Raw genomic sequence first — 21,661 nt, forward strand, 5'->3', positions numbered from 1 at the left:
CGCTAACGCAAGGGCCGCAGCAGCTCTTTCAGGCCGTTATGGTCGATCTCGTACATCAAGGCCAGCAGCCGGCCAATGTCACCCGGCGGGAAGCCCTCACGTGCAAACCAGTTCAGGTAGTTGCCGGGCAGGTCGGCGATGACCGTGCCCTTGTGCTTGCCAAACGGCATTTGCACGCTGACCAGGCGCTGCAATTGTTCAGAGTCCATATCTGTAAATGTAACAATCCCAAAAATGGACCCTGCGCACACCAAGTGCACGACGTACCCAATATTGGGGATGCGCTCCACAGGGAGCTGCCGAGTTACCTATATGTGGAAAACGGCAAGCGCCCCCACCAGCACGCCCAGGCCGCCGGTACCAAACATTGCGTATTCCAGCCATTTCTTCTTGGTCAGCAGCGCGATGGCGGCCATGGCGATAGAGATTTGCAGCACCGTGGTGGCCTGGGCCCAGCGGTGGTGCAGGTGCATCTGCTCGTCGCTTTTTTCGTCCCATTCGACGACTTCGGTTTCCAGCTTTTCGGCCACCGCCTTGATGCCGTCCTTTTCCTTCTCGTAGCGTTCCACCTTGGCCTGGTAGGCGGACTTCGCGGCCTCTGGCGACAGGTTCATCGCCAGCTCAGCCAACGCCTGCTTGGTGCTCTTGGCCTGGTAGTAATTCCATTGGTTGGAGGCCTCCGCCTTTTTCAGCGCGGCATTGTTCTTATACAGCCCCGCATTGGCTTGCGTCGCCCCGCCCATATAGGAAAAGATGGCCCCCACCGTAGCGATGATGGCGGTGAACATCGCAATCTGGTTCACCATGCCGCCACCGTGCGCACCATGTGCGCCTTGGGTGGCATGCTCCAACTCGTGGTCATGCGGACCGTGGACGTGAAACCCTTCACTAGACATACCTGTTTTCCTGAGAATTTATAAAAGTTATACGAAGCGTCATACGCAGACCCCGCTCCTACAGCTGGGGACAAGATCGGCGCCCGAGGATACAAGAACACCGCGGGGCCGCCCGTACACTTTGCGCATGCATCCTCCGAACTCCCCCCTGGCCTGGGGCATCATCGGCTGCGGCGCCGTGACCGAACTCAAGAGCGGCCCTGCCTTCAACAAGGTGGCGCATTCGCGCCTGGTGGCGGTGATGCGCCGCGACGCCACCCTGGCCCAGTCCTACGCAGAGCGGCACGGCGTACCCACCTGGACCACCGATGCCGACGCGCTGATCCACAACCCGCAGGTCAACGCCGTCTACATCGCCACCCCGCCAGACAGCCACCACTTCTATGCGCTCAAGGTGGCCGCGGCCGGAAAAATCTGCTGCGTGGAAAAACCCATGGCACTGAACCACCGCGAATGCCTGGAGATGTGCGCCGCCTTTGAAGCGGCGGGCCTGCCGCTGTTCGTGTCCTACTACCGACGTTCGCTTCCGCGCTTTGCCCAGGTCAAAAAATGGCTGGATGAGGGCACGATTGGCAACGTGCGCCATGTGCACTGGGCCTATACCCGCACGCCCAGCCCGACCGACCTGGCCAAAACGCCCAACTGGCGCACCGACCCGCAAGTGGCCGGCGGTGGCTACTTTGCCGACCTGGCCTGCCACGGGCTGGACCTGTGCATGCATCTGCTGGGCGACATCGTGTACGCCCAGGGCTTTAACGCGCAGCAGCAGGGCCTGTATGCGGCCGAGGACGCGGTCACTGGGGTCTGGCAGTTTGCTAGCGGCGCGCTGGGCTCGGGTTACTGGAACTTTGGTGCCGCCGAGCGCGTGGACGCCGTCACCATCCTGGGCAGCCAGGGGACGATAGAGTTTTCGGTGTTTGGCAACCAGCCGCTGCTGCTGCGCAACAGCCAGGGCTGCCAGAGCGTGGAAATCGCCCACCCGGAGAACATCCAGCTGTTCCATATCGAGAATATGCAAAAACACGTGGCCGGGCTAGCCACGCACCCCTCCACCGGGCAGACCGCGCAGCGTACGGCCTGGGTGATGGACATGATTCTGGCAAACTAATCTCTTCCACGGAAGATGCCCATTACATCCATCGTCAAGTCCCAAAATCACCCCGTAATGCTAAAGCACCTATTCGTCCTGCTGTCGATCTTCATTGGATCAGCCATCGCAGCGACTCCAGCCACAGAAGCCACCATGGCTCGCACCGACGGCCCCCAAAAGCAAGCGTTATTGGCGTTCATCGCCAAGGAGAAATTTTTAGCCGATGGCTCGTACTTTGGAGCCCTCAACGAGCGCGATAGAGCCCACTACACGTCCGTGATCAATACACTTGCGATCCGGCTAACCGGAATCGCTGACAAACCAGAGCCCAAGATCCAATTGCTGGAAGAATTCAAGGCGACGTACCCTGCCCTTGAAGATGCGGACACCGAAGAGCGTGAACGTGCAATAGGCTACTTGGAAGAATTGATGGATATCTTTGGAGTAACAAGTTCGGACGGACTGCTCAACAATCTTATGTATGGCTTCAATCCCTCCGCGTCCGCAGATGCAAGAAACCAAGAAGCCGTAGCCGCCATGACAGCCGTTGAGCGGGAGTTCGCAAAAAAACTGGCCGCACTGACCGCAACATCTGCTCTGGAATTTTTAACCCGTACGCTCGGCAATCCCTTGGTACACCAAGCCAATACCGATGTTTGGTTTCAAGATAACGACCCGAACAATATGGTCACGCTGACGAATACCGCTTCAAAGCCCTCGCTCATCTGGATGGTCAAAGGCCGTTTCCTGTATTCCAAGCTGCTCTGAAAATCCCAAGTAAGGGAGTCCGAAACAGACCCTCAACCGCCAGCGCGCTTGACCGTATAGCCCTGCTTTTGCAGCAGCGCGATCACCGTGTCACAGTGGTCGCCCTGCACTTCGATCACGCCGTCCTTCACCGTGCCGCCGCTGCCACAGGCGGCTTTGAGCTGCTTGCCCAACGCGGTCAGCCCCGCCAGATCCAAGGGCACGCCCTTAACCAGGGTCACGCCCTTGCCGGCACGGCCCTTGGTTTCGCGCGACACGCGCACGATGCCATCGGTCTTGGGCAGTGGCTTCTGGCCACAGATGCAGTCGGCCACCGGCTTGCGGCAGGTTGGGCACATGCGGCCGGTTTCGGTGGAATACACCAAGCCGCCGCTGGAGAGTTTGCTTTTCATACCCATTACTATCAAAAAAATAGCACCTAGCGCTGGTATTACCTACGCTAGGTGCCGATTTGGCTACAACCGCCGAGAGGGCTTAGCCCTTGGTGTAATTGGCGATGCCTTCGAGGATTTCCTTCTTGGCCGCGTCAATACCTTCCCAGCCCAGCACCTTGACCCACTTGCCCTTTTCCAGGTCCTTGTAGTGCTCAAAGAAGTGGCTGATGGCGTTCAGGCGCATCTTGTTCACGTCATCCACACTCTTCCAGTGGGTGTACATGGGCAGAATCTTGTCGGTGGGCACGGCCAACACCTTGCCATCCACGCCTGCTTCGTCTTCCATCAGCAGAATGCCCAGGGGGCGGCAGGGCACGACCACGCCGGGGTACAGCGGGTAAGGCGTGATCACCAGCACGTCCACCGGATCACCGTCACCGCTCAGGGTCTGGGGCACGTAGCCGTAGTTGGTGGGGTAGTGCATGGCCGTGGTCATGAAACGGTCCACGAACAGCGCGCCGGACTCCTTGTCCACTTCGTACTTGATCGGGTCCGCATTCATCGGGATTTCGATCACGACATTAAAGGCATCGGGGGCATTCTTGCCAGGGGTCACTTTATTCAGGGACATGGTGGTGTTGCAGTTAGGAGTTGAGAAATTGGATTCTGGTTAACCCGTGATTTTGCCTCACAGCGGTGACGCCAGCCTGACGGCAAAGCCAAAAGTAAAAAGGCGACACAGCCACCAGATGCTGTGTCGCCCGCTTCGCAGCGCTCTAGCCGCTATCAGCTGGGTGTGCAGTACTGCGGCGTGGTGCTTGCCGGAATCGTGGGCAAATCGGTGGTGTAAGTGCCCACGGGACGTACGGTGACCACGCAGCTGGCGCTGACGTCGAACTCGAACAGATTCCAGTAGTCCGTGTTCGACGACTCGCCCGTGGCGGGCGGCGTAATCAGCTGCAGAGTGCGTCCTGGAATGTTCACCTCGACCCGCGCACCCGATGTAGCGATGGGGCCATCGGAATAACCCGAGTAGTTGCGTACGCTGTACTTGTAGGTACCCACCATCAGCTTGGTGATGGTCACCACCTCGGGGCCGTAGCTGGAGGTGTCGTCCACGTCCAGGTTGGCGAAAGGCGCTGTGGCAAGTGCCCCCTTGGCCGAGTAATACACATGGTCACCCGCCGGCGTTATCAGGTGCGAATCCAGGTCGCTGGGCAAGGCGCCCCAGGTCAGCTTCATGGTGATGCCAGCACCGCTCTGGCCCAGGCTCAGGCAATCCGTCAAGGTGATGTCGGTCGCACTGGCCGTATTGCGCACGGTGTTGGTCAAATATCCGCCGAACACGCCCACGATAGTGGCCTCGCTGTTGCTACGGATCGGCAGGCTGAAGTTACCGCTGGCATCGGTGTAGACCGAGCTGGTGCCGGAGTAGTCGATACCGTCGCTGGTGACCAACGCATTCGCCACCACGGCACCCGCCGCATTCTTCATGCAGCCATGGACGATGATGGTGTTGTAGGTCTGGTCGGCATTCCAGGTGGTGAAATGGCTGACCGTGCCTTCATAGTAGGCCGATGCGCCGGTGCCAACCAGAGTCGCCGTGCCTTCCTGCACCCACAAGCCGGTGCTGGTGTTGAAGTAAAACAGCGGGATGGTCGAAGGCACGGATGCATTGCGCGAAGCCAGGGGGATGCGGATGGTAGCGGTCTGGCCGCTGCGCAGATTCAGCGCGGCACCCGTGCTGTCGGTCAGCACCACATTGAGCGCGCCAAAGCTTTCAATCGGCACATTGCCGCTGCCCGTGGAGGTCAGGAAGTCGCCGGGCATCAGGGTCGTATCCACAGCCGGGTTGATGGGCGTGATGCTGACCGTGATATTGCCCGTGGGAAGACTGCCATCGGCACGCTGCACGCTATTTGCGGACAAGGTGACCTGCGCGGTGCTGCTGGGCACCGTGACCGTGCCACCAGCCGTTACCGGAACCGTGCCGCTGGCACCGACCTTGACCAAACGGGCCTGCACATCGGTACGTGCATCGGCCACCACATTGGCAATGCGCACACCTTCGGCGTAGTCGCTGGAGGCGAAGACTACCGTCACGCGGCTGCTCGCCGTAAGACCGGTGAGGCTGAAAGTACCGTCGGCCGCCGTGGTGGTGGACAGGCTTCCAACCCGCACCGTCACGCCCCCTACGCCCAGTCCGGTCGCATCGTCCAGCACTTTGCCTGCGACGCCGGTTGTCGAAACCGGAGTGCTGGGTGTGGAACCAGAACCACCGTCGCCACCACAGGCCACCAGGAAGACCGAAGCCACCAGGCCTATGGCCAAGCCACGCCAATAACTTTTTGAGAACCGCATAGAACACCCTTCATACATGGGAAATGACAGAACCTGTGGGCCGCAAGGCATGGATGCCTGGCTCCGCAAGTCCGCGCCAGCCCTCGGTCGAATGCGTCCAAGGGCCATGGTTGTGCACCCCCACGTCCACCGCGCAAAGATGTGTCGCAGTGCTGAATTTGGGTGCGCTGCGAATTTAGAGTGCCAGCCCTCGGTTTACATACCGGACACAAAGAGTTACCGCAGTGCAGCAACTGTTTTTCCTTTATATTGGTGACGTTGGCCAATCGTCTCCGCCTCTTTGGACGTCGGATGCGCGAGGAAGCAACGCAGCGGGGGTACCACCTTGGGTATGCCCTGCATCACTCTCTGCGGTCTGTGGCAGCACGGACTCGGGCGGTCTACGGCGTTGCTTTTCTTGCCAATAGCGGTGCTATTGGCTGCACAAAGCGCCTTGTATCCCATCCCGATCCGCACCACCACATCCTCGCCGGAGTTATGCAGGGCATCCCTGGCGTTGCACTCCCATCTCGCGACAACGACAAAAAAGGAGACATTCCTATGGCAGGTAACACAGCGCTGACACTGGCGCTCATATGTGGATTCATTGCGGTGGCCTACGGTTTCTGGGCCCGCAGCTGGATTCTTTCGCAAGACGCCGGCAACCCGCGCATGCAAGAAATTGCCGCCGCCATCCAGACTGGCGCAGCCGCCTATCTGGCCCGGCAGTACCGCACCATCGCCATCGTCGGGGTGGTGCTGGCCATCCTCATCGGCATCTTTCTCGACCCCATCTCGGCCATAGGCTTCGTGATTGGCGCAGCCCTGTCGGGCGCCTGTGGCTTCATTGGCATGAATGTGTCGGTACGCGCCAATGTGCGCACCGCACAGGCGGCCACCAAGGGCATAGGCCCGGCACTCACCGTGGCGTTTCGCGGCGGCGCCATCACCGGCATGCTGGTGGTCGGCCTGGGCCTGCTGGGCGTGACGGGTTTTTACTGGTTTCTGGTGCCTGACGGCATGCCCACCGCAGCGCGGCTGAACCCGCTGATCGGCTTTGCCTTTGGCTCGTCGCTGATCTCCATCTTCGCCCGGCTGGGCGGCGGCATCTTCACCAAGGGTGCCGACGTAGGCGCGGATCTGGTGGGCAAGGTCGAAGCAGGCATCCCGGAAGACGATCCGCGCAACCCGGCCGTGATTGCAGATAACGTGGGTGACAACGTGGGCGACTGCGCCGGCATGGCCGCCGACCTGTTCGAGACCTATGCGGTCACGCTGATTGCAACGATGGTGCTGGGCGCCCTTCTCGCCACCGCTGGCGGCGCCAGCACCGTGGTGTATCCGCTGGCATTGGGCGCTGTGTCCATCGTCGCATCCATCATCGGCTGCTTCTTCGTCGTCGCCTCGCCGGGCATGAAGAACGTGATGCCGGCGCTGTACAAGGGCCTGGCGGTCGCCGGCGTGCTGTCGCTGATCGCCTTCTACTTCGTCACGACCGCGCTGGTGGCGGACAACGCCTTGGGCGGCACGGGCGCAGCCATGAAGCTGTATGGCGCCTGCGCCGTCGGCCTGGTGCTGACCGCCGCGCTAGTGTGGATCACCGAGTACTACACCGGCACGCAGTACGCGCCGGTGCAGCACATCGCCCAGGCATCGACCACCGGCCACGGCACCAACATCATTGCCGGCCTGGGTGTGTCCATGCGCTCCACCGCCTGGCCAGTGATCTTTGTCTGCATCGCCATCTGGACCGCCTTCCACCTGGCCGGCCTGTACGGCATTGCAATTGCCGCCACATCCATGCTGAGCATGGCCGGCATCGTGGTGGCCCTGGATGCCTACGGCCCCATCACCGACAACGCCGGCGGCATTGCCGAAATGGCCGAGATGCCCAAGAGCGTACGCGATGTAACCGACCCGCTGGACGCGGTGGGCAACACCACCAAGGCCGTCACCAAGGGCTATGCCATCGGCTCAGCCGGCCTGGCGGCGCTGGTGCTGTTTGCCGACTACACGCACAAGCTGGAGGCCTACGGCCACGTTATCAGCTTCGACCTGAGCAACCCGATGGTCATCATCGGCCTGTTCATCGGCGGGCTGATCCCCTACCTGTTCGGGGCGATGGCGATGGAGGCCGTGGGCCGCGCTGCCGGCAGCGTGGTGGTCGAAGTGCGCCGCCAGTTCCGCGAGATCAAGGGCATCATGGAAGGCACGGCCAAGCCCGAATACGGCAAGGCGGTCGATATGCTGACCACCGCGGCGATCAAGGAAATGATGATCCCCTCATTGCTGCCGGTAGTAGTGCCAATCCTGGTCGGCCTGCTGCTGGGGCCTGCGGCCCTAGGTGGCCTGCTGATGGGCACCATCGTCACCGGCCTGTTCGTGGCTATCAGCATGTGCACCGGCGGCGGCGCCTGGGACAACGCCAAGAAGTACATCGAAGACGGCCACCACGGCGGCAAGGGCTCGGAAACCCACAAGGCCGCCGTCACCGGCGACACCGTGGGCGACCCCTACAAGGACACGGCCGGCCCGGCGGTGAACCCGCTAATCAAGATCATCAACATCGTGGCCCTGCTGATCGTGCCACTGGTGATGCAGATCCACGGCGGCAAATAAGGCGCCACCATGTAAAAAGCCGCAGCGCCCGCCATGGGCACTGCGGCTTTTTTGCGCCTAACGAGAAGCTCAGGGCAACGCGACGACTTCCACGCGGCGGGCTTCGGCGTTGCTGCCAGAGCCGGTCAGCGCTTCAGGCTTGACCAGTTCGATCTTGTCCTGGGCCACACCCAGACCTACCAGCAGCTCACGCACGGCAAAGGCGCGCAACTTGGCCAGCTCTTCGTTCTTGGCCTGGTCGCCGGTGGCGTCATGGAAGCCGCTGATGCGCAGGCTCTTGCCCTCGCCCGCCAGCTTGACCACCTCGGCCAGCGCCACATCGGCGCCCTGGGCCACATCGGCCTTTGCGGTGGCGAAGTAGAACTTGACCACACCGTTTTCCACCTTCACGCTGGCACCTTCCACGTCCAGCACCTCTTGCACTGCGGGCGCAGTCTTGGGCTTGGCACTGTGGGTCTTGTAGATGCCCATGCCAATCGCAAATGCCACGGCGGCAGCCACGACGGCAAACAGAATTACGAATGCAGCGCTCTGGCTATCGTCTTTGTCAGAAGAAAACATGGTGAAAGCTCTCCAAAAAATGTGGCGCGATTGTAGAGGGCTGGCGTGACGCAAGCCGGCTCTCCTAGCTTGGTGGCGCCTGCCGGATGGAGCCCTCTGTGCCGGGGGAAAGGGCATGCTGGGCCTGTATCAATTGCCGTAGCTCGCGCACTTCGCTGTGCAGCGCGGCGATTTCCCGCAGCAGATCGCGCTCAATCTGGCGCTCCTCGGTCTCCACGAACATGGCGGCCACCGAAGCGGTCACCAGGGACAAAATCGCCAGCCCCAGCAGTACCACGATCACCGCGAAAAACCGGGACGCATGGGTGCTCGGCACCATATCGCCGTAGCCCACCGTGGCGGCTGTGGTGAAGGCCAGCCACAGGCCGTCGCCAAATGTATGCACGCGCGGCTCCAGCAGCCAAAAGCCCGCCCCGCCCAGGCCCATGATGAGCAAGCCCAAGGCCAGCGAATACCACAACCCGCGTCGGGTGATGAAGAAATGGCGCGCTCGTACACGTCGCATAGCGCTACATTGGAAGCGCTGCACCGGACAGGCGACTTGATCGAGATCAAGAACTGAGATGTCCACAAACCCGTATGAGAAATATGCCCCTTGCGCTTGTTCTACCTGCGCTATAAGCTACTAAATTTATAGCATTACCACTATTACTGCAGATCCCAGCAGACAGCCCGGGCAGCGCTGCTGACATCTGGCAGCCCAGCCAGGCACTGGCACAATCGGAAACTCCATGAACACGACCTTTGTACCCCTTGCCAGGACCCGGCTTGCGCTCCGCGCTGGCAGGCCGCCCATGGCAAGGACGCGCTTGGTGCCGCCCTCGGCCGCTGAGCCCCACTTTGCCCAGCCGATTTAAATGCCACGCCGTGTCATTCCCCTGCGAGACCAGCGCCAGCTCGCGCCGAGCAGCCTCGCCCCCACATCCGGGCCGCTGGCCGACCAACTGGGGCGCCCGCTGCACGACCTGCGCATCAGCGTGACCGACCGCTGCAACTTCCGATGCAGCTACTGCATGCCCAAGGAAGTGTTTGACAAGGACTACCCCTATCTGCCGCACAGCGCACTGCTGAGCTTCGAAGAAATCACCCGCCTGGCGCAAATTTTCGTGGCCCAGGGCGTGCGCAAGATCCGGCTGACCGGCGGCGAACCCCTGCTGCGCAAGAACATCGAGGTGCTGGTCGCCCAACTGGCCGCATTGCGCACGCCCGATGGCCAGCCGCTGGACCTGACCCTGACCACCAATGGCGCCCTGCTGGCACGCAAGGCCCAGGCTTTGAAAGATGCCGGGCTGCAACGCCTGACCGTCAGCCTGGACGGCCTGGACGACACGGTGTTCCGCCGCATGAACGATGTGGACTTCCCGGTGCGCACGGTGCTGGACGGGCTGAAAGCCGCGCACAAAGCCGGCCTGGGAGCAGGCGGCGGGTTGAAGATCAATATGGTGGTGCAGCGCGGCACCAACGAGCATGAAATCCTGCCCATGGCCCGCCACTTCAAGGGCAGCGGCATGGTGCTGCGCTTTATCGAATACATGGACGTGGGCGCCACCAACGGTTGGCGTATGGACCAGGTCGTGCCCTCGGCCGAAGTCATACAAACGCTGCAAACCGAGTGGCCGCTGCGGGCGCTGGCGCCCAGTGCGCCCGGCGAAACCGCGCAGCGCTGGGCCTATGCCGATGGCAGCGGCGAGGTGGGCGTCATCAGCAGCGTGACCCAGGCCTTCTGCCGGGACTGCAACCGCGCCCGCCTGTCCACCGACGGCCGCGTCTATCTCTGCCTGTTCGCCAGCCAGGGCCATGACCTGCGCGACCTGCTGCGCAGCGGCGCCGACGATACCCAGCTCGGCAACGCCCTGCGCGGCATCTGGCAAGGCCGCAACGACCGCTATTCCGAGCTGCGCTCGGGCCTAGCAGCCGACAACGGCCCGGCGGCGCGGCGGGTGGAAATGAGTTACATCGGTGGCTGAGTTGGCGTTGCAAGACGTCACCGGACTGGTGCTCGCCGGCGGCCAGGGTGCGCGCATGGGCGGCCTGGACAAGGGCCTGCAGGCCTTCAAAGGCAAGACGCTGGCCCAACACGCGCTGACCCGACTACGACCGCAGGTGGGCAACCTGATGCTCAGCGCCAACCGCCATCTGGCCGACTATGCGGCCTTTGGTGTCCCGGTGTGGACCGATGCCGAGTCCGAGTTGGAAGACGACTATGCTGGCCCGCTGGCCGGCATGCTGGCCGGCCTGGCCCACTGCCCCACGGCCTACCTGGCCTGCGTGCCTTGCGATGCCCCGCTCTTCCCCGCCGACCTGGTGGCCCGCCTGGGCGCTGCATTGCTGGCGGACCAGGCCGATATGGCCGTGGCCGCATCCAGAGACCCCAGTGGCAGCCTGCGCAGCCAGCCGGTGTTCTGCCTGATGCGCAGCGACATGCACGCCAGCCTGGCGCAGTATCTGCAGCAAGGCGGTCGCAAAGTGGCCGTCTGGCTGGCCCAGCACCGTACGGCCACAGTGGCATTCGACGACGCCCAGGCTTTCTCCAACGCGAACACCTTGGCCGAGCTACGCGGCCTGGAACGATGAAGACTACCGACGCCATTGCGGCCACTATCCCCGGCTACAACCCGCTGAACCTGCCGGTGCCGGCGGCCCAGGCCTTTTTGTCGGCCCTGGCCACACCGGTGACGGAGACAGAAACCGTGGACATCCTGCAGGCGCTGGGCCGGGTACTTGCGGCGGACGTGGTGTCCCCCGTCAGCGTGCCGCCGCACGACAACTCGGCCATGGACGGCTATGCCTTCGACGGCGCACAGCTGCAGGGCGGCCAGACCCTGTCACTGCAGGTGGTCGGCCAGGTGCTCGCAGGCCATACCTGGTCCACCCCCATCGCCGCAGGCCAGTGCCTGAAGATCATGACCGGTGCGCCCATGCCACCGGGGCTGGACAGCGTGGTGCCGCATGAACGCGTGCAGCTGCAGGCTGGCTGCATCCATTTCGACCCCAGCCAGCTGCGGCGTGGTGCCAACCGCCGCCTAGCCGGCGAAGACGTGCAGCAAGGCCAGGCCGCCATGCGCCAGGGCGACCGCCTGGCCCCTGCGGCCCTGGGCCTGCTGGCCAGCCTGGGCCTGGCCCAGGTCACGGTGTACCGCCGGCTGCGGGTGGCTTACTTCTCCACCGGCGATGAAATCCTCAGCCCGGGCGAGGCGCCTCGGGCCGGCGCCGTATTCGACAGCAACCGCTACACCCTGTTTGGCCTGCTGACCCGCCTAGGCGTGGAGATACTGGACCTGGGCGTGGTGCGCGACGACCCGGCCCAGCTGCAAACCACCTTGGCCCAGGCAGCCCGGCAGGCCGATGCGATTCTCACCAGCGGCGGTGTCAGCACCGGCGATGCCGACCACACACGCAACATGATGGCCGCACTGGGCGATGTGGTGTTCTGGCAGCTGGCGATGCGCCCGGGCCGGCCCATGGCAGTCGGCTGCATCCGTGCAGGTGCCTTGCAAGAATTACAAGAAAAAAACGACTCTGGCGCAGATAATACCTGCGCTGGCAGCTATGAAAAACGCAGCAAATCCGACGCTCTGCTATTGGGCCTGCCTGGCAACCCAGTCGCAGTGGCGGTGGCTTTTACGGTGCTGGTACGCCAGGTACTGCTGCAGATGATGGGCTGCAACCCCGCGCATGCAGCACCACAGCCGCTATTGCGGGCCCGCAGCATGCAGGCCATACGCAAACGGCCAGGCCGCAGCGAATTCCCACGCGGCACGCTGTGCCGCACCGAAGATGGCCAGTGCGGTGTGCGCCTGGTGGGCAACCAGGGCTCGGGCATCCTCAGCTCTGTGGTGCAGGCCGACGTGCTGGTGGTCTTGCCCGAGGCGCAGGGCGATGTGGCCGAGGGCGATGCCGTAGACGTGATGCTGCTGGAAGGCTAGGAACCTGTTCTAAGCTCCTGGCCGGTTCTTCAGCCAGTCCAGCATCTGCGGCAATGGCATGGGCCGGGCAAACCAGTAGCCCTGCATCCAGTGGCAGCCCAGGGCTATCAGCGCATCGCGCTGCTGCTCGGTTTCTATGCCTTCGGCAATCACCCCCACACCCAGCTCGCCGGCCAGGGCCATGATGACCTTGGCAATATGCGCATCGCCACGCCCCAGCAAGGTGACAAAGGAGCGGTCCAGCTTGAGGGTGGAGAACGGCAGGCTTTGCAGGCGGTGCAGCGACGAGTAGCCGGTGCCAAAGTCGTCCAGATGCAAGTGAAACCCCGCTTCGGCCAGCAGCTGCAGCTGGCGCTCGGCCAATTCTGCGTCCTTGGCCACGGCCGACTCGGTCAGCTCGAAATGCACGCAGGAACGGGGTATGCCCTGCCGGTCCAGCAGCTCGCACATGTCTTCCACCAGGGTGGTCACCATCAGCTGCTTGGCCGACAAGTTGATGTTCACCACCGTGTACGGGTTCTGCGCCAGCAGGGCTGGCAAGGCAGCGGCAACCTTGTTGGCAATCGCCATGCCCAGGGCCACGATCAAACCGCATTCCTCGGCGATCGGGATGAATTTGTCGGGCGGACAGAAGCCGCCGTCCATCGGCCAGCGGGCCAGGGCCTCCATCATGGGCGCTGCGCCGGTACGCGCATCGACGATGGGCTGAAACCAGACCTCCAGCTCATCCAGACGCAGACATTCGCGCAGCCGCTGCTCCAGCAGCATGCGTTCCTGCACATTGCCCAGCATCGATTCGCTATAAAAGCTGTAGCGACCCTTGCCCGCCCGCTTTGCGTCGTACATGGCCAGATCGGCGTTGCGCAGCAGGTCGTCCTTGTTCGTCGAGGTGCCGTGGGCATAACAAATACCCATGGAACAGCTGACGGTCAGGTAGGAGCCCTGGTATTCCCGGGTCTGGGCAATCGTCTCCTGCACCCGCTCGGCAAAGTGCCGCACACCCAGCTCGTCGCCCTGGGCCACGTACAGCAAGGCGAACTCGTCGCCCCCCAGGCGCACCACCACGTCACTGGTACGGATCAGCTTTTCCAACGAACGGGCAATGCTGGTCAGCAAAAAGTCGCCGGCTGCATGGCCCAGGGAATCGTTGATGAGCTTGAAGTCGTCCAGGTCGATCAGCAGCACCGCCAGGGTCAGGCCCGGCTGGCGCTGCTGCATGGCCAGCAGTTGGTCCAACTGTTCATGCAGCATGCGGCGGTTACCCAGCTCGGTCAGGGCATCGGTGCGGACATCGTGCTCCAGGCCGGAGCGCGCCTTGCCCAGCGCAGCCATCATGGTGTTCAGTGACAAGGCCAGCTCGTCCAACTCGTCATGGCCCTGTACCGGCCACTGCCGCATCAGCGCCGGGTCGGTGCTGCGCTGGCTGCGCGCCAGCTGGGCAAACTTGCCCAGGCGTTTGAGAACCAGCCTATCGAGCAGAAAGACCACCGCCAGAGCACCCAACACGACCAGCACCAACGCGTTGGCCAGCAGCAGAAGCTGACTGGTTTGCTTCTGGGTCCGCTGCGTGGGTGGCGTATCCACCACCAGTTGCAGCTGACTGGGTCCTGCCGTGTCTTTCAGGATGGCGCTGCTGTCATTGCTGGCTTGCGTGCCGTCCGCCAACGCATCCGCAGGCCGCAGCACAAAGTGGCTGCCGGTAAGTTTCATCAGGCGTGTCAGGCGCTCGCCCTGCCATTCGCGGGCCATCAGCATCCAACCCACGATCGGGGAGCCGATCTGGCGCATGCGTACCGGGCTGAACACCAGCAGCACCGGCTGGCCCTTCAACCAGCGCTTGAATTCACCGCCCTTTTCACGCAGCTCGGGAGGCAGCGCAAAAATGGCCGCCATGGCTTCCGCCAACACCGGGTCATTGCCGGCCAGAGGCTCAACCCGGCCTCGCCGTATATCCACGCTGGAATGCAATTGACCGGCCAGGGTCAAAAACGCCACATAGTCCACATCCAGGTTGCGTAGCGACTCCACCGTGTAGCTTTGCGCCAAATAGCCGAGGTTGAAGTTTTGCATGTGTTGGGCCGACTCGTCCCACACGCCGTAGTCCAGGGCCGTACGCAACAGCGCGGTCACTTCCTGGCGCAGGCCCAGGTCCACACGCAGATACTGGTCATGCGCAGCGCGCTGGTCGAACGATGCCAGACTGCGATCCAGCAGTGACGAGCTGACCATGAAGCTGACCACGCCGACCACGCAAAACAGCAACGCCAGCAACCCCAGAATGCGTGCGCGCAAACTGCTCATCTTTGCATGAAGGGGTTATGTAGTTGCATCAGAAAGTCCGCATCGTAACGGTAAACAGGCCAGATATGAAACACAAATTATTACATTCTGCATACCCTAGCCTGAACCCCATCACAGTGCCGCGTTGCGACTGGGCTTGGCCGCAACAGGCGGACGAACATGGCGTAGCGTCATGCCCAGCAAAAGCACCAGGTAAAACAAAAAGGCCAGACGCGGTACATCCAGCAAGCTGTCGAACAGGCCCACCACCACAAACCCGACCAAGCCGCCGGCAATGCCGGGAGCCAGCGGGTGGTCCTTGGCCCGCCCCACAGTGACACGCCATAGCGCCGCCAGGCCCATGGCGATAAACAGCGCCAAGCCCACGCCACCCTGGTCAAACAACACATTCATGAAGACGTTCTTGATGTGCCAGGGCAAGTGGTTGCGGTCGCTGGAAAAAAACCAACGCTGCAGGTCTTGCGAAAAATCACCGTTATCCAAAAGCTGGCGGCCATCCGCGCTCTTGAGCTGGATGTTGTCTACATCCACCAGGCCCATGACGCTGTCGGTGGCAACCGAGAACGACACAATCCGCGGCGCAAACCAGGCACCACTGGACAGCTCGCCGCCCTTGAGCGGCACCTCGAAACTTTGCCATTCGGTGGTCTTGGGCTCGACATACACACCACCCAATAAACAGCCTGCGCTGTATAGCAGGTGCTTCTCGCACACTTCCAGGTGCACATTCACCGATTTGGTGACGCGCACCGACAGGCTGACGCTGACCGGGCCCTTGGGCGGCAAAATCCGCTGGGAGACTCGCAGTATCTCGCCCCAGCCCATGTATTGCTGCTTGCCGCCGGCCAGCACCAGATAGTTATTGCCGGCCTGGCTGGACAGGCGGTAGTCGCCGGGATGCTCTATCGAGGAACGGGCAAAGAAGTAGCTGGACGGATAACGGCCCAAGCCCTTACCCAGCACCGGGTCCAGCGGCGCATCCAGCATCTGCCAGCCTTCGCGCCAATGCGCCAGACGCGTATCCAGATCGCTGCTACTGGTTGAAAAACGGTCCCCCATGTAGGCGCCACCGCCAAATACGCCCACGATGCCGCCCACCAACAGCATCGCAGCCCCAGTCGTTGCATGCCAGCGCAGGCGGTCGGGCCACAGGCCCACAGGCGCCACGCCTGCTCCAAATGCCAACAACACCAGCACCAGCACCACCGGCAAGGTGGCCTCCAGGCCCCGGCCATAGCCCCAGTGCTCAGCCACCAGCCCCATGCCCATCAACAGACCCAGATAGCTGGCAAACGCCAGCTGTGCCATCAGCCCCGCGGGGGGGGGGCGGCCCCCCCCCCCCCCCCCCCCCCCCGCGACCGCTGGCCAGCAGCAGGCCGGCCGTCAACAGGGCACTGGCCGCATAGACCAGATAAGCGCCCTTGTCCAGCGCCAGCGCAATGCCCCACCAGGCAGTACACAGCAAACCGCCAGCCACCAGGCCGACGATCCAGTCCGCCAGCGTAAAGCGTCGCAGCTGGGTGGCCAAGGGCATCAGCAAGCCCATGGCACCCAGCAAACAGGCCAGTCCGCGGTAGCCACTGGACGGGAAAGTCCACCACACTCCCAGGCTGAAAATAACGAGCAAGGCCAGCGCCGACAGCAGCCGCATGGGCGCCGGCTTGACCGCCGATGCACCCGCCTCCGCCACCGTGCGCCGGTGGGCCAACAGATACAAAGCCCCCGTCACGGCAATCGCTATAGGCAAAGCCAGGTAGACGCCGCGCGAAAAAGTGGTCAGACAGGCATAGGCTCCCATGCCCAGACATAGCGCAAAAGCACCCCAGCGACGCAACGAGCGGGCCACCAGCAGTTCACGCACCACGAAGGGCAGCGTCAGGGCCAAAAAGCCGTCCAGTGCCGCGCCGCCCACATGCATCTCCCAAAACAGGGCTGTAGTCCGGTAATCGGAAGAAAAATTGAACAAATCCACAAAGGCGGAGCGCTCCCACATCGTGGCCCAGGACGCAGCGGCCAGGCCCAGAGCCAGCCCCCCTGCCAGCCATCGGCTGGCCTGCTCGCCCCGGCGCACCACCGCGGCCCGCCAGAGCGGAAACACCAGCAAGGCCAGGAAGAAGCTTTTCGCCAGGCGCAGGCTGTTCATGGACTCGTGGTAGCCCTGGTACCAGCCAAAGCTGAAACCACCGGCGTTATCAAAACCCCGGACCATGGCCACCAGAATTGAAATGCAAAACAGCAACACCAGCAGCCACACGCCGCCGGACGCATGCTGGCCGCTGCCCCGCCTGTGCGATGCCGACAACGGGTGAAGAGTGCGGCGGGCGTACCCCCCTGCTGCTGCGGCCAGCACCAGCATGTCCAATTCTTCAAAGGTCAGCCAGCCCGTCCACGGTGCAAAGCCAACCAGTGGCAGCAAGCCCGGCACCGCCAGCAGCCAGGTATCGGGCCAACGGTAGAAAACTGCGCAGGCCAGTACGAACAGCGCAAGCACCAGGGAAGGCAACACCGGGTAATGCAGAGCCAGGGCCAGGCCGGCACCACCACTGGCCAGTGCCAGCAGCGCAAAACGTGCGCGAAAGCGCAGGGTTCGAGGCTCTGCGCGTACACCGGCCAAAAGCTGCTGTTGGGAGTCCATCCTGGTCCGCCGCCGTCCATGTTGAAGTGGGGTGATGGTATCGTACGCAAGCCCGACCAGATCGGATACGCCAGTGCATGCATTGCACTGTTGACCAGTCCCTTCACACAGCCATATGAGCGCCCAGCCACCCCGACATCGTGTATCGCCAATCCGGCTCATTCGCAGCCGTCCCCGCCTGTTTTCTTCAGCGCTGGTAGGCACTCTGGTCGTCCTGGCCCTGGGCTATTTACCAGCCTTCCAAACCGCTACCCGCTTGATACTGGGCTGGAACACCTTTGCCCTGATTTACCTGGCGCTGGCCGGACGCATGATCTTCTATTCCGACCACGACAAGATACGTCGGCGCGCGCAGCAACAGGACGAAGGCCGCGGCACGATACTGGCCCTGGTGGTGCTGGCCGCAATGGCCACCTTAGGCGCCATCATTGCCCAACTGGGAGTGGTGAAAGACTTGCAAGGGTGGTTGCGCTACACCCATCTCGGCCTGGCTGTCTTGACCATCGTCACATCCTGGGCCTTTACCCACGTGATGTTTGCGTTGCACTACGCCCATGACTTCTATGCGGCGCTGGTGCGCGGCAAGCCCGTAGGCCTTTCCTTCCCGGGCACGGACAAGCCGGACTACGGCGATTTTCTGTATTTCGCCTGCATCATCGGCACCTCGGGCCAGACCGCTGACGTCAGCTTTACGACATCCGCCATGCGGCGTACCGGCCTGCTGCACTGCGTGCTGGCCTTCTTCTTCAACACCACCCTGGTGGCGCTGACCATCAATATTGCATCCGGGCTTCTGTGAATACTTCCTTCCCCACGCCTCCATCCCGTCGGCTAAACAACCCGGCCCTGGTCCTGCTGCTGCTCGCGCTGTGGCTGCTGGCCACTTTAGGCGTGCGCCCCCTGCTGCTGCCCGACGAAGGGCGCTACGGCAATGTGGCACGCGAGATGCTGCTGGGCGACGGCCTGGTGCCCACACTGAATGGCCTGCCCTTCTTCCACAAGCCGCCGCTGATGTACTGGCTGGACATGGCCGCGTTCCAGGTATTTGGGGTCAGCGCATTTGCTGCGCGGTTTGGCGCCTTCGTTGGCGCCTGGCTCATGGGTGCATCGCTGTTCCTCGCGCTACGCCGCTGGGTCGGCCTGCGGTTTGCACTCATCGCGCTGGGCATACTGGCCACCTGCCCATTCTTCTATGTGGGTAGCCAATACGCCAATCTGGACATGCTGGTGGCCGGCATGCTGACCGTGGCCGTGCTGTGCTTTGTACGCGCGCTGGAACTGCCCAAGATAGACCTGGCCTGGTTGGTCGCCGGTTGGCTGGCCTGCGCACTGGCGATGTTAGCCAAGGGCCTGATCGGCTTCGTGCTGCCAGCACTGGTGCTGGGCCCCTGGCTGCTGGCGCAGGGCCGTTGGCGCCAGATCATCGGCATGCTGCACCCACTGGGCTTGCTGGCGTTCGGCCTGGTGGCGGCACCCTGGTTTCTGTGGATGCAGCAGCGCTTTCCGGGGTTTTACGACTATTTCTTCATAGAGCAGCATTTCCGCCGCTTCGCCCAGGCCACGTTCAACAACGTCCATCCGTTCTGGTTCTACATCGCTGTGCTGCCACTGCTGACACTGCCGTGGAGCCTATGCTTGCGCAGCCAGTTGCAGCCCAGCCCCGACACACCAGCCCAGCCACTCAAAGGGCTAACCAGCCTATTGGTGTGGTGGGTACTGGCCATCGTCGGATTCTTTTCGCTGCCCAGCAGCAAGCTGGTGGGCTACATCCTGCCGGCATTGGCGCCCTGGTGCGCGCTGCTAGCCGTGGCGGTTGCGCGTGGCCGTGTCTGGCGTGGGCTGATACCGACCAGCGCAGCGCTGTGCGTAGCTGTAGTGCTGGGCCTGGCCTGGAAGGCACCCGGCTCGCACCGGGACGTGGCCGAAGAACTGGCCCGCGTGCAGCAGGCCGAAGACCATGTGGTGTTCATCAACGAAGCGTTTTACGACGTGCCGTTCTATGCCCATTTGCGCCAACCTGCCATCGTGCTGAGCACCTGGAACGATGCGGATATTTCCCAGCATGACAACTGGCGCAAAGAGTTTGCCGATGCAGCCCGCTTCGACACGGCCCAGGCCGCCAAAGTACTGTGGACACCCGACCGCCTCACCACGCTGCGCTGCAGCCCCGGCACGACCTGGCTGGTCGCCGAGAAAAACTACAGCCTGCCGCCAGAGATGGGAACTGCCAGCCCGGTCTTCACCGGTACCAACGCGCAGCTGCTGCGGCTGGAAAAAACCGGCTGCCCTTAAATCGTCCCCAGCACCACGCCCGCACTGCGCAAATCCTGCGCAAAAGCCTCGCTACGCAAATACGCCCATTCGCGCAGCCGTGCGGGGGCAATCGGGTCCACCACGGTGTGCGGTGGGCCTTCCACGCCAGGGTGGCAAAACAGCAAACCACCCTCGGCAGGCAGCGCCGCCAGCCAGGCACGCATACGCCCGGCATAGTCGGGATCAATAAAGTCGTAAGCCCCGGTCAAGCAAGGGTTGTGGCGTATACCCTGGCGGGCCAGCGCACTTTGCAGCGCACGGCCGCCGGTTGCCTGGATCAGCCATCGTTTCACCCCCTCGCCCGGCCCCAACAGGCGGCCGGTGGCACGCACGGCCGGCATCGGCGACAGCGACGTGACCAACTGCAGCAGCACCTGCCGCACACCGGGCAAATGGTGCACATGCTGGTGGCCGTCCACGAATTGCGGGGCGCCGCCGGTCGCATCGGCAAAGGCCTGCCACTGTGCCCGCAACTCCAGCGCGATGGCGGCCAATGGCAGTTGCCGCAGATGCGCCGCCAAAATCAGCTTGGGCAGGCTGGGAAAACGGGGCCAATGGTGGCGCAGCTCCGGACTCAGGGGCTGGCCTTCGGTGAGGTTGAAATGCAGTCCGCGCTGCACGGCGGCAGGCATAGTCGCCAGCAAAGGTAAAGAAGTCTGCCAACCCGGCGCCTGCGGCATGCACGACACCAGATTAATACGACCGGCCTGGGCCAGCTCTGCAATCCCTTCGGAAATACCTGGCGTCAGACCAAAATCATCTGCGCACATAGCCAGAACACGCGTCACCCGGCCTGCCCTTCATCCGCTGCATCGGTAAACGTGCTACGCCCTTGCTCGGACGCCACGATGTATATGGGCCGGTGTTTCACCTCATCAAAAATCCGCCCCACGTATTCGCCCAGTATGCCGATGGACAACAGCTGCACACCGCTGAAGAACATCATGCTGGTCGCCAAGGTGGCCCAGCCGGGCACGGCCTCTGAGTCTATGTAGTGCTCGATGATGATCCAGCAGCCAAACAGCAAGGCCCCCAACGCGATCAAGGAGCCCAAAGCGCTCCATAGGCGCAGCGGGAAATTGGTGAAGGTGGTAACGCCGGTAAACGCCAGCCGGGCCAGCCGCTTGAGCGAGAAACTGCTCTGCCCGGAAGCCCGTTCGTGTGGTGTGTAAGGCAGTATCTGCGTGCGAAAACCCACCCAGGCAAACAGCCCCTTCATGAAGCGATTGCGTTCGGGCAAGGACTTCAGGGCGTCCACGACCCGACGGTCCATCAGCCTGAAATCCCCGGCATCCACAGGTATGTGCACCGAAGAGTTGGTGTTGATCAGCCGGTAAAACAACCAGGTCCCCAGGCGCTTGGCCGCGGTTTCGTCGGCGCGCGACGAGCGCGCGGCACACACCATGTCCACACCGTCGCGCCAGGCATGCAGCATGGGGCCCAACATGTCCACCGGATGCTGCAAATCGGCATCCATACACACCACCACATCGCCCTGGGCGTGTTCAATACCGGCAGTGAGTGCACATTCCTTACCGAAGTTGCGGCTCAGGCGCAAATAACGCACACCGGATGCACTGACCCAGGGCAACATGGCAAGGGGCGTGGCATCGCGGCTGCCATCGTCCACCACCAGCACCTCCCATTCGTCCGTCAACTGGCGCAGTGCATGCGTCAGCCCGGTCAGCATGGCCGGCAGGTTGGACGCCTCGTTATAGGCTGGCACCACCACGCTCATGCGCGGGCGCATGGAACGGATTGAAAAAGAGGCCTGTACCACAGCCGGTTCGTTATTCATAAAAACTATATTATTCAAGCCCCCGGAGCCCCTGCCCGAG

At 62.7% G+C, this 21,661-nt stretch carries 20 protein-coding genes; 8 read left to right on the forward strand and 12 right to left on the reverse strand.

Translation table 11 applies throughout. The annotated features are described in order from the left end of the window. Positions 1-2: 2 nt before the first annotated feature. Positions 3-209: a DUF3820 family protein gene (locus AC07O2_RS05740; RefSeq protein ID WP_495074786.1), complete on the reverse strand. Its 207-nt coding sequence runs from the start codon at positions 207-209 to the stop codon at positions 3-5. A gap of 99 nt (positions 210-308) precedes the next feature. Further along, entirely contained in the window at positions 309-896 is a 588-nt protein-coding gene (locus AC07O2_RS05745; RefSeq protein ID WP_495074787.1) for a DUF4337 domain-containing protein, read from the reverse strand. Between the two features lie 127 nt (positions 897-1,023). Here AC07O2_RS05745 and AC07O2_RS05750 point away from each other — a divergent pair, with 127 nt between their 5' ends. Together AC07O2_RS05750 and AC07O2_RS05755 are read left to right on the forward strand one after the other, a co-directional pair. Then, entirely contained in the window at positions 1,024-2,004 is a 981-nt protein-coding gene (locus tag AC07O2_RS05750; protein ID WP_495074788.1) for a Gfo/Idh/MocA family protein, read from the forward strand. Between the two features lie 135 nt (positions 2,005-2,139). Further along, a complete protein-coding gene (locus AC07O2_RS05755) occupies positions 2,140-2,754 on the forward strand; it encodes a DUF4844 domain-containing protein (RefSeq protein WP_495074789.1) in 615 nt (204 codons plus the stop codon). Positions 2,755-2,786: 32 nt separating this feature from the next. On the opposite strand, the gene AC07O2_RS05760 is transcribed toward AC07O2_RS05755, so the two are convergent. From AC07O2_RS05760 to AC07O2_RS05770, 3 genes are all read right to left on the reverse strand, one after another. After that, positions 2,787-3,146, reverse strand: a complete 360-nt coding sequence (locus tag AC07O2_RS05760) for a translation initiation factor Sui1 (RefSeq protein WP_495074790.1) — start codon at positions 3,144-3,146, stop codon at positions 2,787-2,789. An 82-nt stretch (positions 3,147-3,228) separates the two neighbouring features. Then, complete coding sequence (ppa, locus tag AC07O2_RS05765) at positions 3,229-3,759, reverse strand: inorganic diphosphatase (protein WP_495074791.1); 531 nt, start codon at positions 3,757-3,759, stop codon at positions 3,229-3,231. Between the two features lie 155 nt (positions 3,760-3,914). Next, complete coding sequence (locus tag AC07O2_RS05770; protein WP_495074792.1) at positions 3,915-5,489, reverse strand: YfaP family protein; 1,575 nt, start codon at positions 5,487-5,489, stop codon at positions 3,915-3,917. Positions 5,490-6,029: 540 nt separating this feature from the next. Here AC07O2_RS05770 and AC07O2_RS05775 point away from each other — a divergent pair. Then, a complete protein-coding gene (locus AC07O2_RS05775) occupies positions 6,030-8,087 on the forward strand; it encodes a sodium-translocating pyrophosphatase (protein WP_495074793.1) in 2,058 nt (685 codons plus the stop codon). Between the two features lie 69 nt (positions 8,088-8,156). On the opposite strand, the gene AC07O2_RS05780 is transcribed toward AC07O2_RS05775, so the two are convergent. Continuing rightward, the gene (locus tag AC07O2_RS05780; RefSeq protein WP_495074794.1) at positions 8,157-8,648 is read right to left on the reverse strand and encodes an OmpA family protein; all 492 of its coding nucleotides are present in this window, start codon (positions 8,646-8,648) and stop codon (positions 8,157-8,159) included. A gap of 64 nt (positions 8,649-8,712) precedes the next feature. Further along, entirely contained in the window at positions 8,713-9,153 is a 441-nt protein-coding gene (locus AC07O2_RS05785; protein WP_495074795.1) for a potassium channel family protein, read from the reverse strand. A 352-nt stretch (positions 9,154-9,505) separates the two neighbouring features. Between AC07O2_RS05785 and moaA the strand changes: the two genes are divergently transcribed. The 3 genes from moaA to moeA are packed head-to-tail and all read left to right on the forward strand — an operon-like array spanning position 9,506 to position 12,574. Further along, positions 9,506-10,615, forward strand: coding sequence for a GTP 3',8-cyclase MoaA (gene moaA / locus AC07O2_RS05790; protein WP_495074796.1), 1,110 nt, complete (start codon positions 9,506-9,508; stop codon positions 10,613-10,615). Continuing rightward, on the forward strand, positions 10,608-11,222 hold the full coding sequence (gene mobA / locus AC07O2_RS05795; RefSeq protein WP_495074797.1) for a molybdenum cofactor guanylyltransferase MobA: 615 nt from the start codon (positions 10,608-10,610) through the stop codon (positions 11,220-11,222). Before moaA ends, mobA begins: the two co-directional genes overlap by 8 nt. After that, positions 11,219-12,574, forward strand: coding sequence for a molybdopterin molybdotransferase MoeA (moeA, locus tag AC07O2_RS05800; RefSeq protein ID WP_495074798.1), 1,356 nt, complete (start codon positions 11,219-11,221; stop codon positions 12,572-12,574). Before mobA ends, moeA begins: the two co-directional genes overlap by 4 nt. Before the next feature lie 9 nt (positions 12,575-12,583). On the opposite strand, the gene AC07O2_RS05805 is transcribed toward moeA, so the two are convergent. The 3 genes from AC07O2_RS05805 to AC07O2_RS05815 all read right to left on the reverse strand — a co-directional run bounded on the left by AC07O2_RS05805 (position 12,584) and on the right by AC07O2_RS05815 (position 17,510). Next, complete coding sequence (locus tag AC07O2_RS05805) at positions 12,584-14,875, reverse strand: putative bifunctional diguanylate cyclase/phosphodiesterase (protein ID WP_495074799.1); 2,292 nt, start codon at positions 14,873-14,875, stop codon at positions 12,584-12,586. A 111-nt stretch (positions 14,876-14,986) separates the two neighbouring features. Continuing rightward, positions 14,987-16,183 (reverse strand): hypothetical protein, encoded by a 1,197-nt coding sequence (locus tag AC07O2_RS05810; protein WP_495074800.1) that lies wholly within the window; start codon positions 16,181-16,183, stop codon positions 14,987-14,989. Then, positions 16,122-17,510: a hypothetical protein gene (locus tag AC07O2_RS05815; RefSeq protein WP_495074801.1), complete on the reverse strand. Its 1,389-nt coding sequence runs from the start codon at positions 17,508-17,510 to the stop codon at positions 16,122-16,124. Before AC07O2_RS05815 ends, AC07O2_RS05810 begins: the two co-directional genes overlap by 62 nt. 115 nt (positions 17,511-17,625) lie before the next feature. On the opposite strand from AC07O2_RS05815, the gene AC07O2_RS05820 reads away from it, so the two are divergent. Next, on the forward strand, positions 17,626-18,309 hold the full coding sequence (locus AC07O2_RS05820) for a DUF1345 domain-containing protein (protein WP_495074802.1): 684 nt from the start codon (positions 17,626-17,628) through the stop codon (positions 18,307-18,309). Continuing rightward, positions 18,306-19,802 (forward strand): phospholipid carrier-dependent glycosyltransferase, encoded by a 1,497-nt coding sequence (locus AC07O2_RS05825; RefSeq protein ID WP_495074803.1) that lies wholly within the window; start codon positions 18,306-18,308, stop codon positions 19,800-19,802. The genes AC07O2_RS05820 and AC07O2_RS05825 overlap by 4 nt, the downstream gene beginning before the upstream one ends. Here the strand turns inward: AC07O2_RS05825 and AC07O2_RS05830 are convergent. Beyond that, on the reverse strand, positions 19,799-20,593 hold the full coding sequence (locus tag AC07O2_RS05830) for a ChbG/HpnK family deacetylase (protein ID WP_495074804.1): 795 nt from the start codon (positions 20,591-20,593) through the stop codon (positions 19,799-19,801). The two genes, AC07O2_RS05825 and AC07O2_RS05830, sit on opposite strands and share 4 nt — an antisense overlap. Before the next feature lie 14 nt (positions 20,594-20,607). After that, positions 20,608-21,621, reverse strand: coding sequence for a glycosyltransferase family 2 protein (locus AC07O2_RS05835; RefSeq protein ID WP_495074805.1), 1,014 nt, complete (start codon positions 21,619-21,621; stop codon positions 20,608-20,610). Positions 21,622-21,661 lie beyond the last annotated feature (40 nt).

It is taken from the genome of Rhodoferax sp. GW821-FHT10B06 (genome assembly GCF_059415605.1).

Excerpts from the sequence above, each read along its gene's own strand:
- AC07O2_RS05810 (WP_495074800.1), bottom strand. The coding sequence starts at position 16,183 with ATGGCACAGCTGGCGTTTGCCAGCTATCTGGGTCTGTTGATGGGCATG.
- AC07O2_RS05785 (WP_495074795.1), bottom strand. The coding sequence starts at position 9,153 with ATGCGACGTGTACGAGCGCGCCATTTCTTCATCACCCGACGCGGGTTG.
- AC07O2_RS05755 (WP_495074789.1), top strand. The coding sequence starts at position 2,140 with ATGGCTCGCACCGACGGCCCCCAAAAGCAAGCGTTATTGGCGTTCATC.
- AC07O2_RS05830 (WP_495074804.1), bottom strand. The coding sequence starts at position 20,593 with ATGTGCGCAGATGATTTTGGTCTGACGCCAGGTATTTCCGAAGGGATT.
- AC07O2_RS05820 (WP_495074802.1), top strand. The coding sequence starts at position 17,626 with ATGAGCGCCCAGCCACCCCGACATCGTGTATCGCCAATCCGGCTCATT.
- AC07O2_RS05775 (WP_495074793.1), top strand. The coding sequence starts at position 6,030 with ATGGCAGGTAACACAGCGCTGACACTGGCGCTCATATGTGGATTCATT.
- moaA (WP_495074796.1), top strand. The coding sequence starts at position 9,506 with ATGCCACGCCGTGTCATTCCCCTGCGAGACCAGCGCCAGCTCGCGCCG.
- AC07O2_RS05805 (WP_495074799.1), bottom strand. The coding sequence starts at position 14,875 with ATGAGCAGTTTGCGCGCACGCATTCTGGGGTTGCTGGCGTTGCTGTTT.
- ppa (WP_495074791.1), bottom strand. The coding sequence starts at position 3,759 with ATGTCCCTGAATAAAGTGACCCCTGGCAAGAATGCCCCCGATGCCTTT.
- AC07O2_RS05750 (WP_495074788.1), top strand. The coding sequence starts at position 1,024 with ATGCATCCTCCGAACTCCCCCCTGGCCTGGGGCATCATCGGCTGCGGC.
- AC07O2_RS05835 (WP_495074805.1), bottom strand. The coding sequence starts at position 21,621 with ATGAATAACGAACCGGCTGTGGTACAGGCCTCTTTTTCAATCCGTTCC.
- AC07O2_RS05760 (WP_495074790.1), bottom strand. The coding sequence starts at position 3,146 with ATGAAAAGCAAACTCTCCAGCGGCGGCTTGGTGTATTCCACCGAAACC.
- AC07O2_RS05815 (WP_495074801.1), bottom strand. The coding sequence starts at position 17,510 with ATGGACTCCCAACAGCAGCTTTTGGCCGGTGTACGCGCAGAGCCTCGA.
- moeA (WP_495074798.1), top strand. The coding sequence starts at position 11,219 with ATGAAGACTACCGACGCCATTGCGGCCACTATCCCCGGCTACAACCCG.
- AC07O2_RS05745 (WP_495074787.1), bottom strand. The coding sequence starts at position 896 with ATGTCTAGTGAAGGGTTTCACGTCCACGGTCCGCATGACCACGAGTTG.
- AC07O2_RS05780 (WP_495074794.1), bottom strand. The coding sequence starts at position 8,648 with ATGTTTTCTTCTGACAAAGACGATAGCCAGAGCGCTGCATTCGTAATT.
- AC07O2_RS05740 (WP_495074786.1), bottom strand. The coding sequence starts at position 209 with ATGGACTCTGAACAATTGCAGCGCCTGGTCAGCGTGCAAATGCCGTTT.
- AC07O2_RS05770 (WP_495074792.1), bottom strand. The coding sequence starts at position 5,489 with ATGCGGTTCTCAAAAAGTTATTGGCGTGGCTTGGCCATAGGCCTGGTG.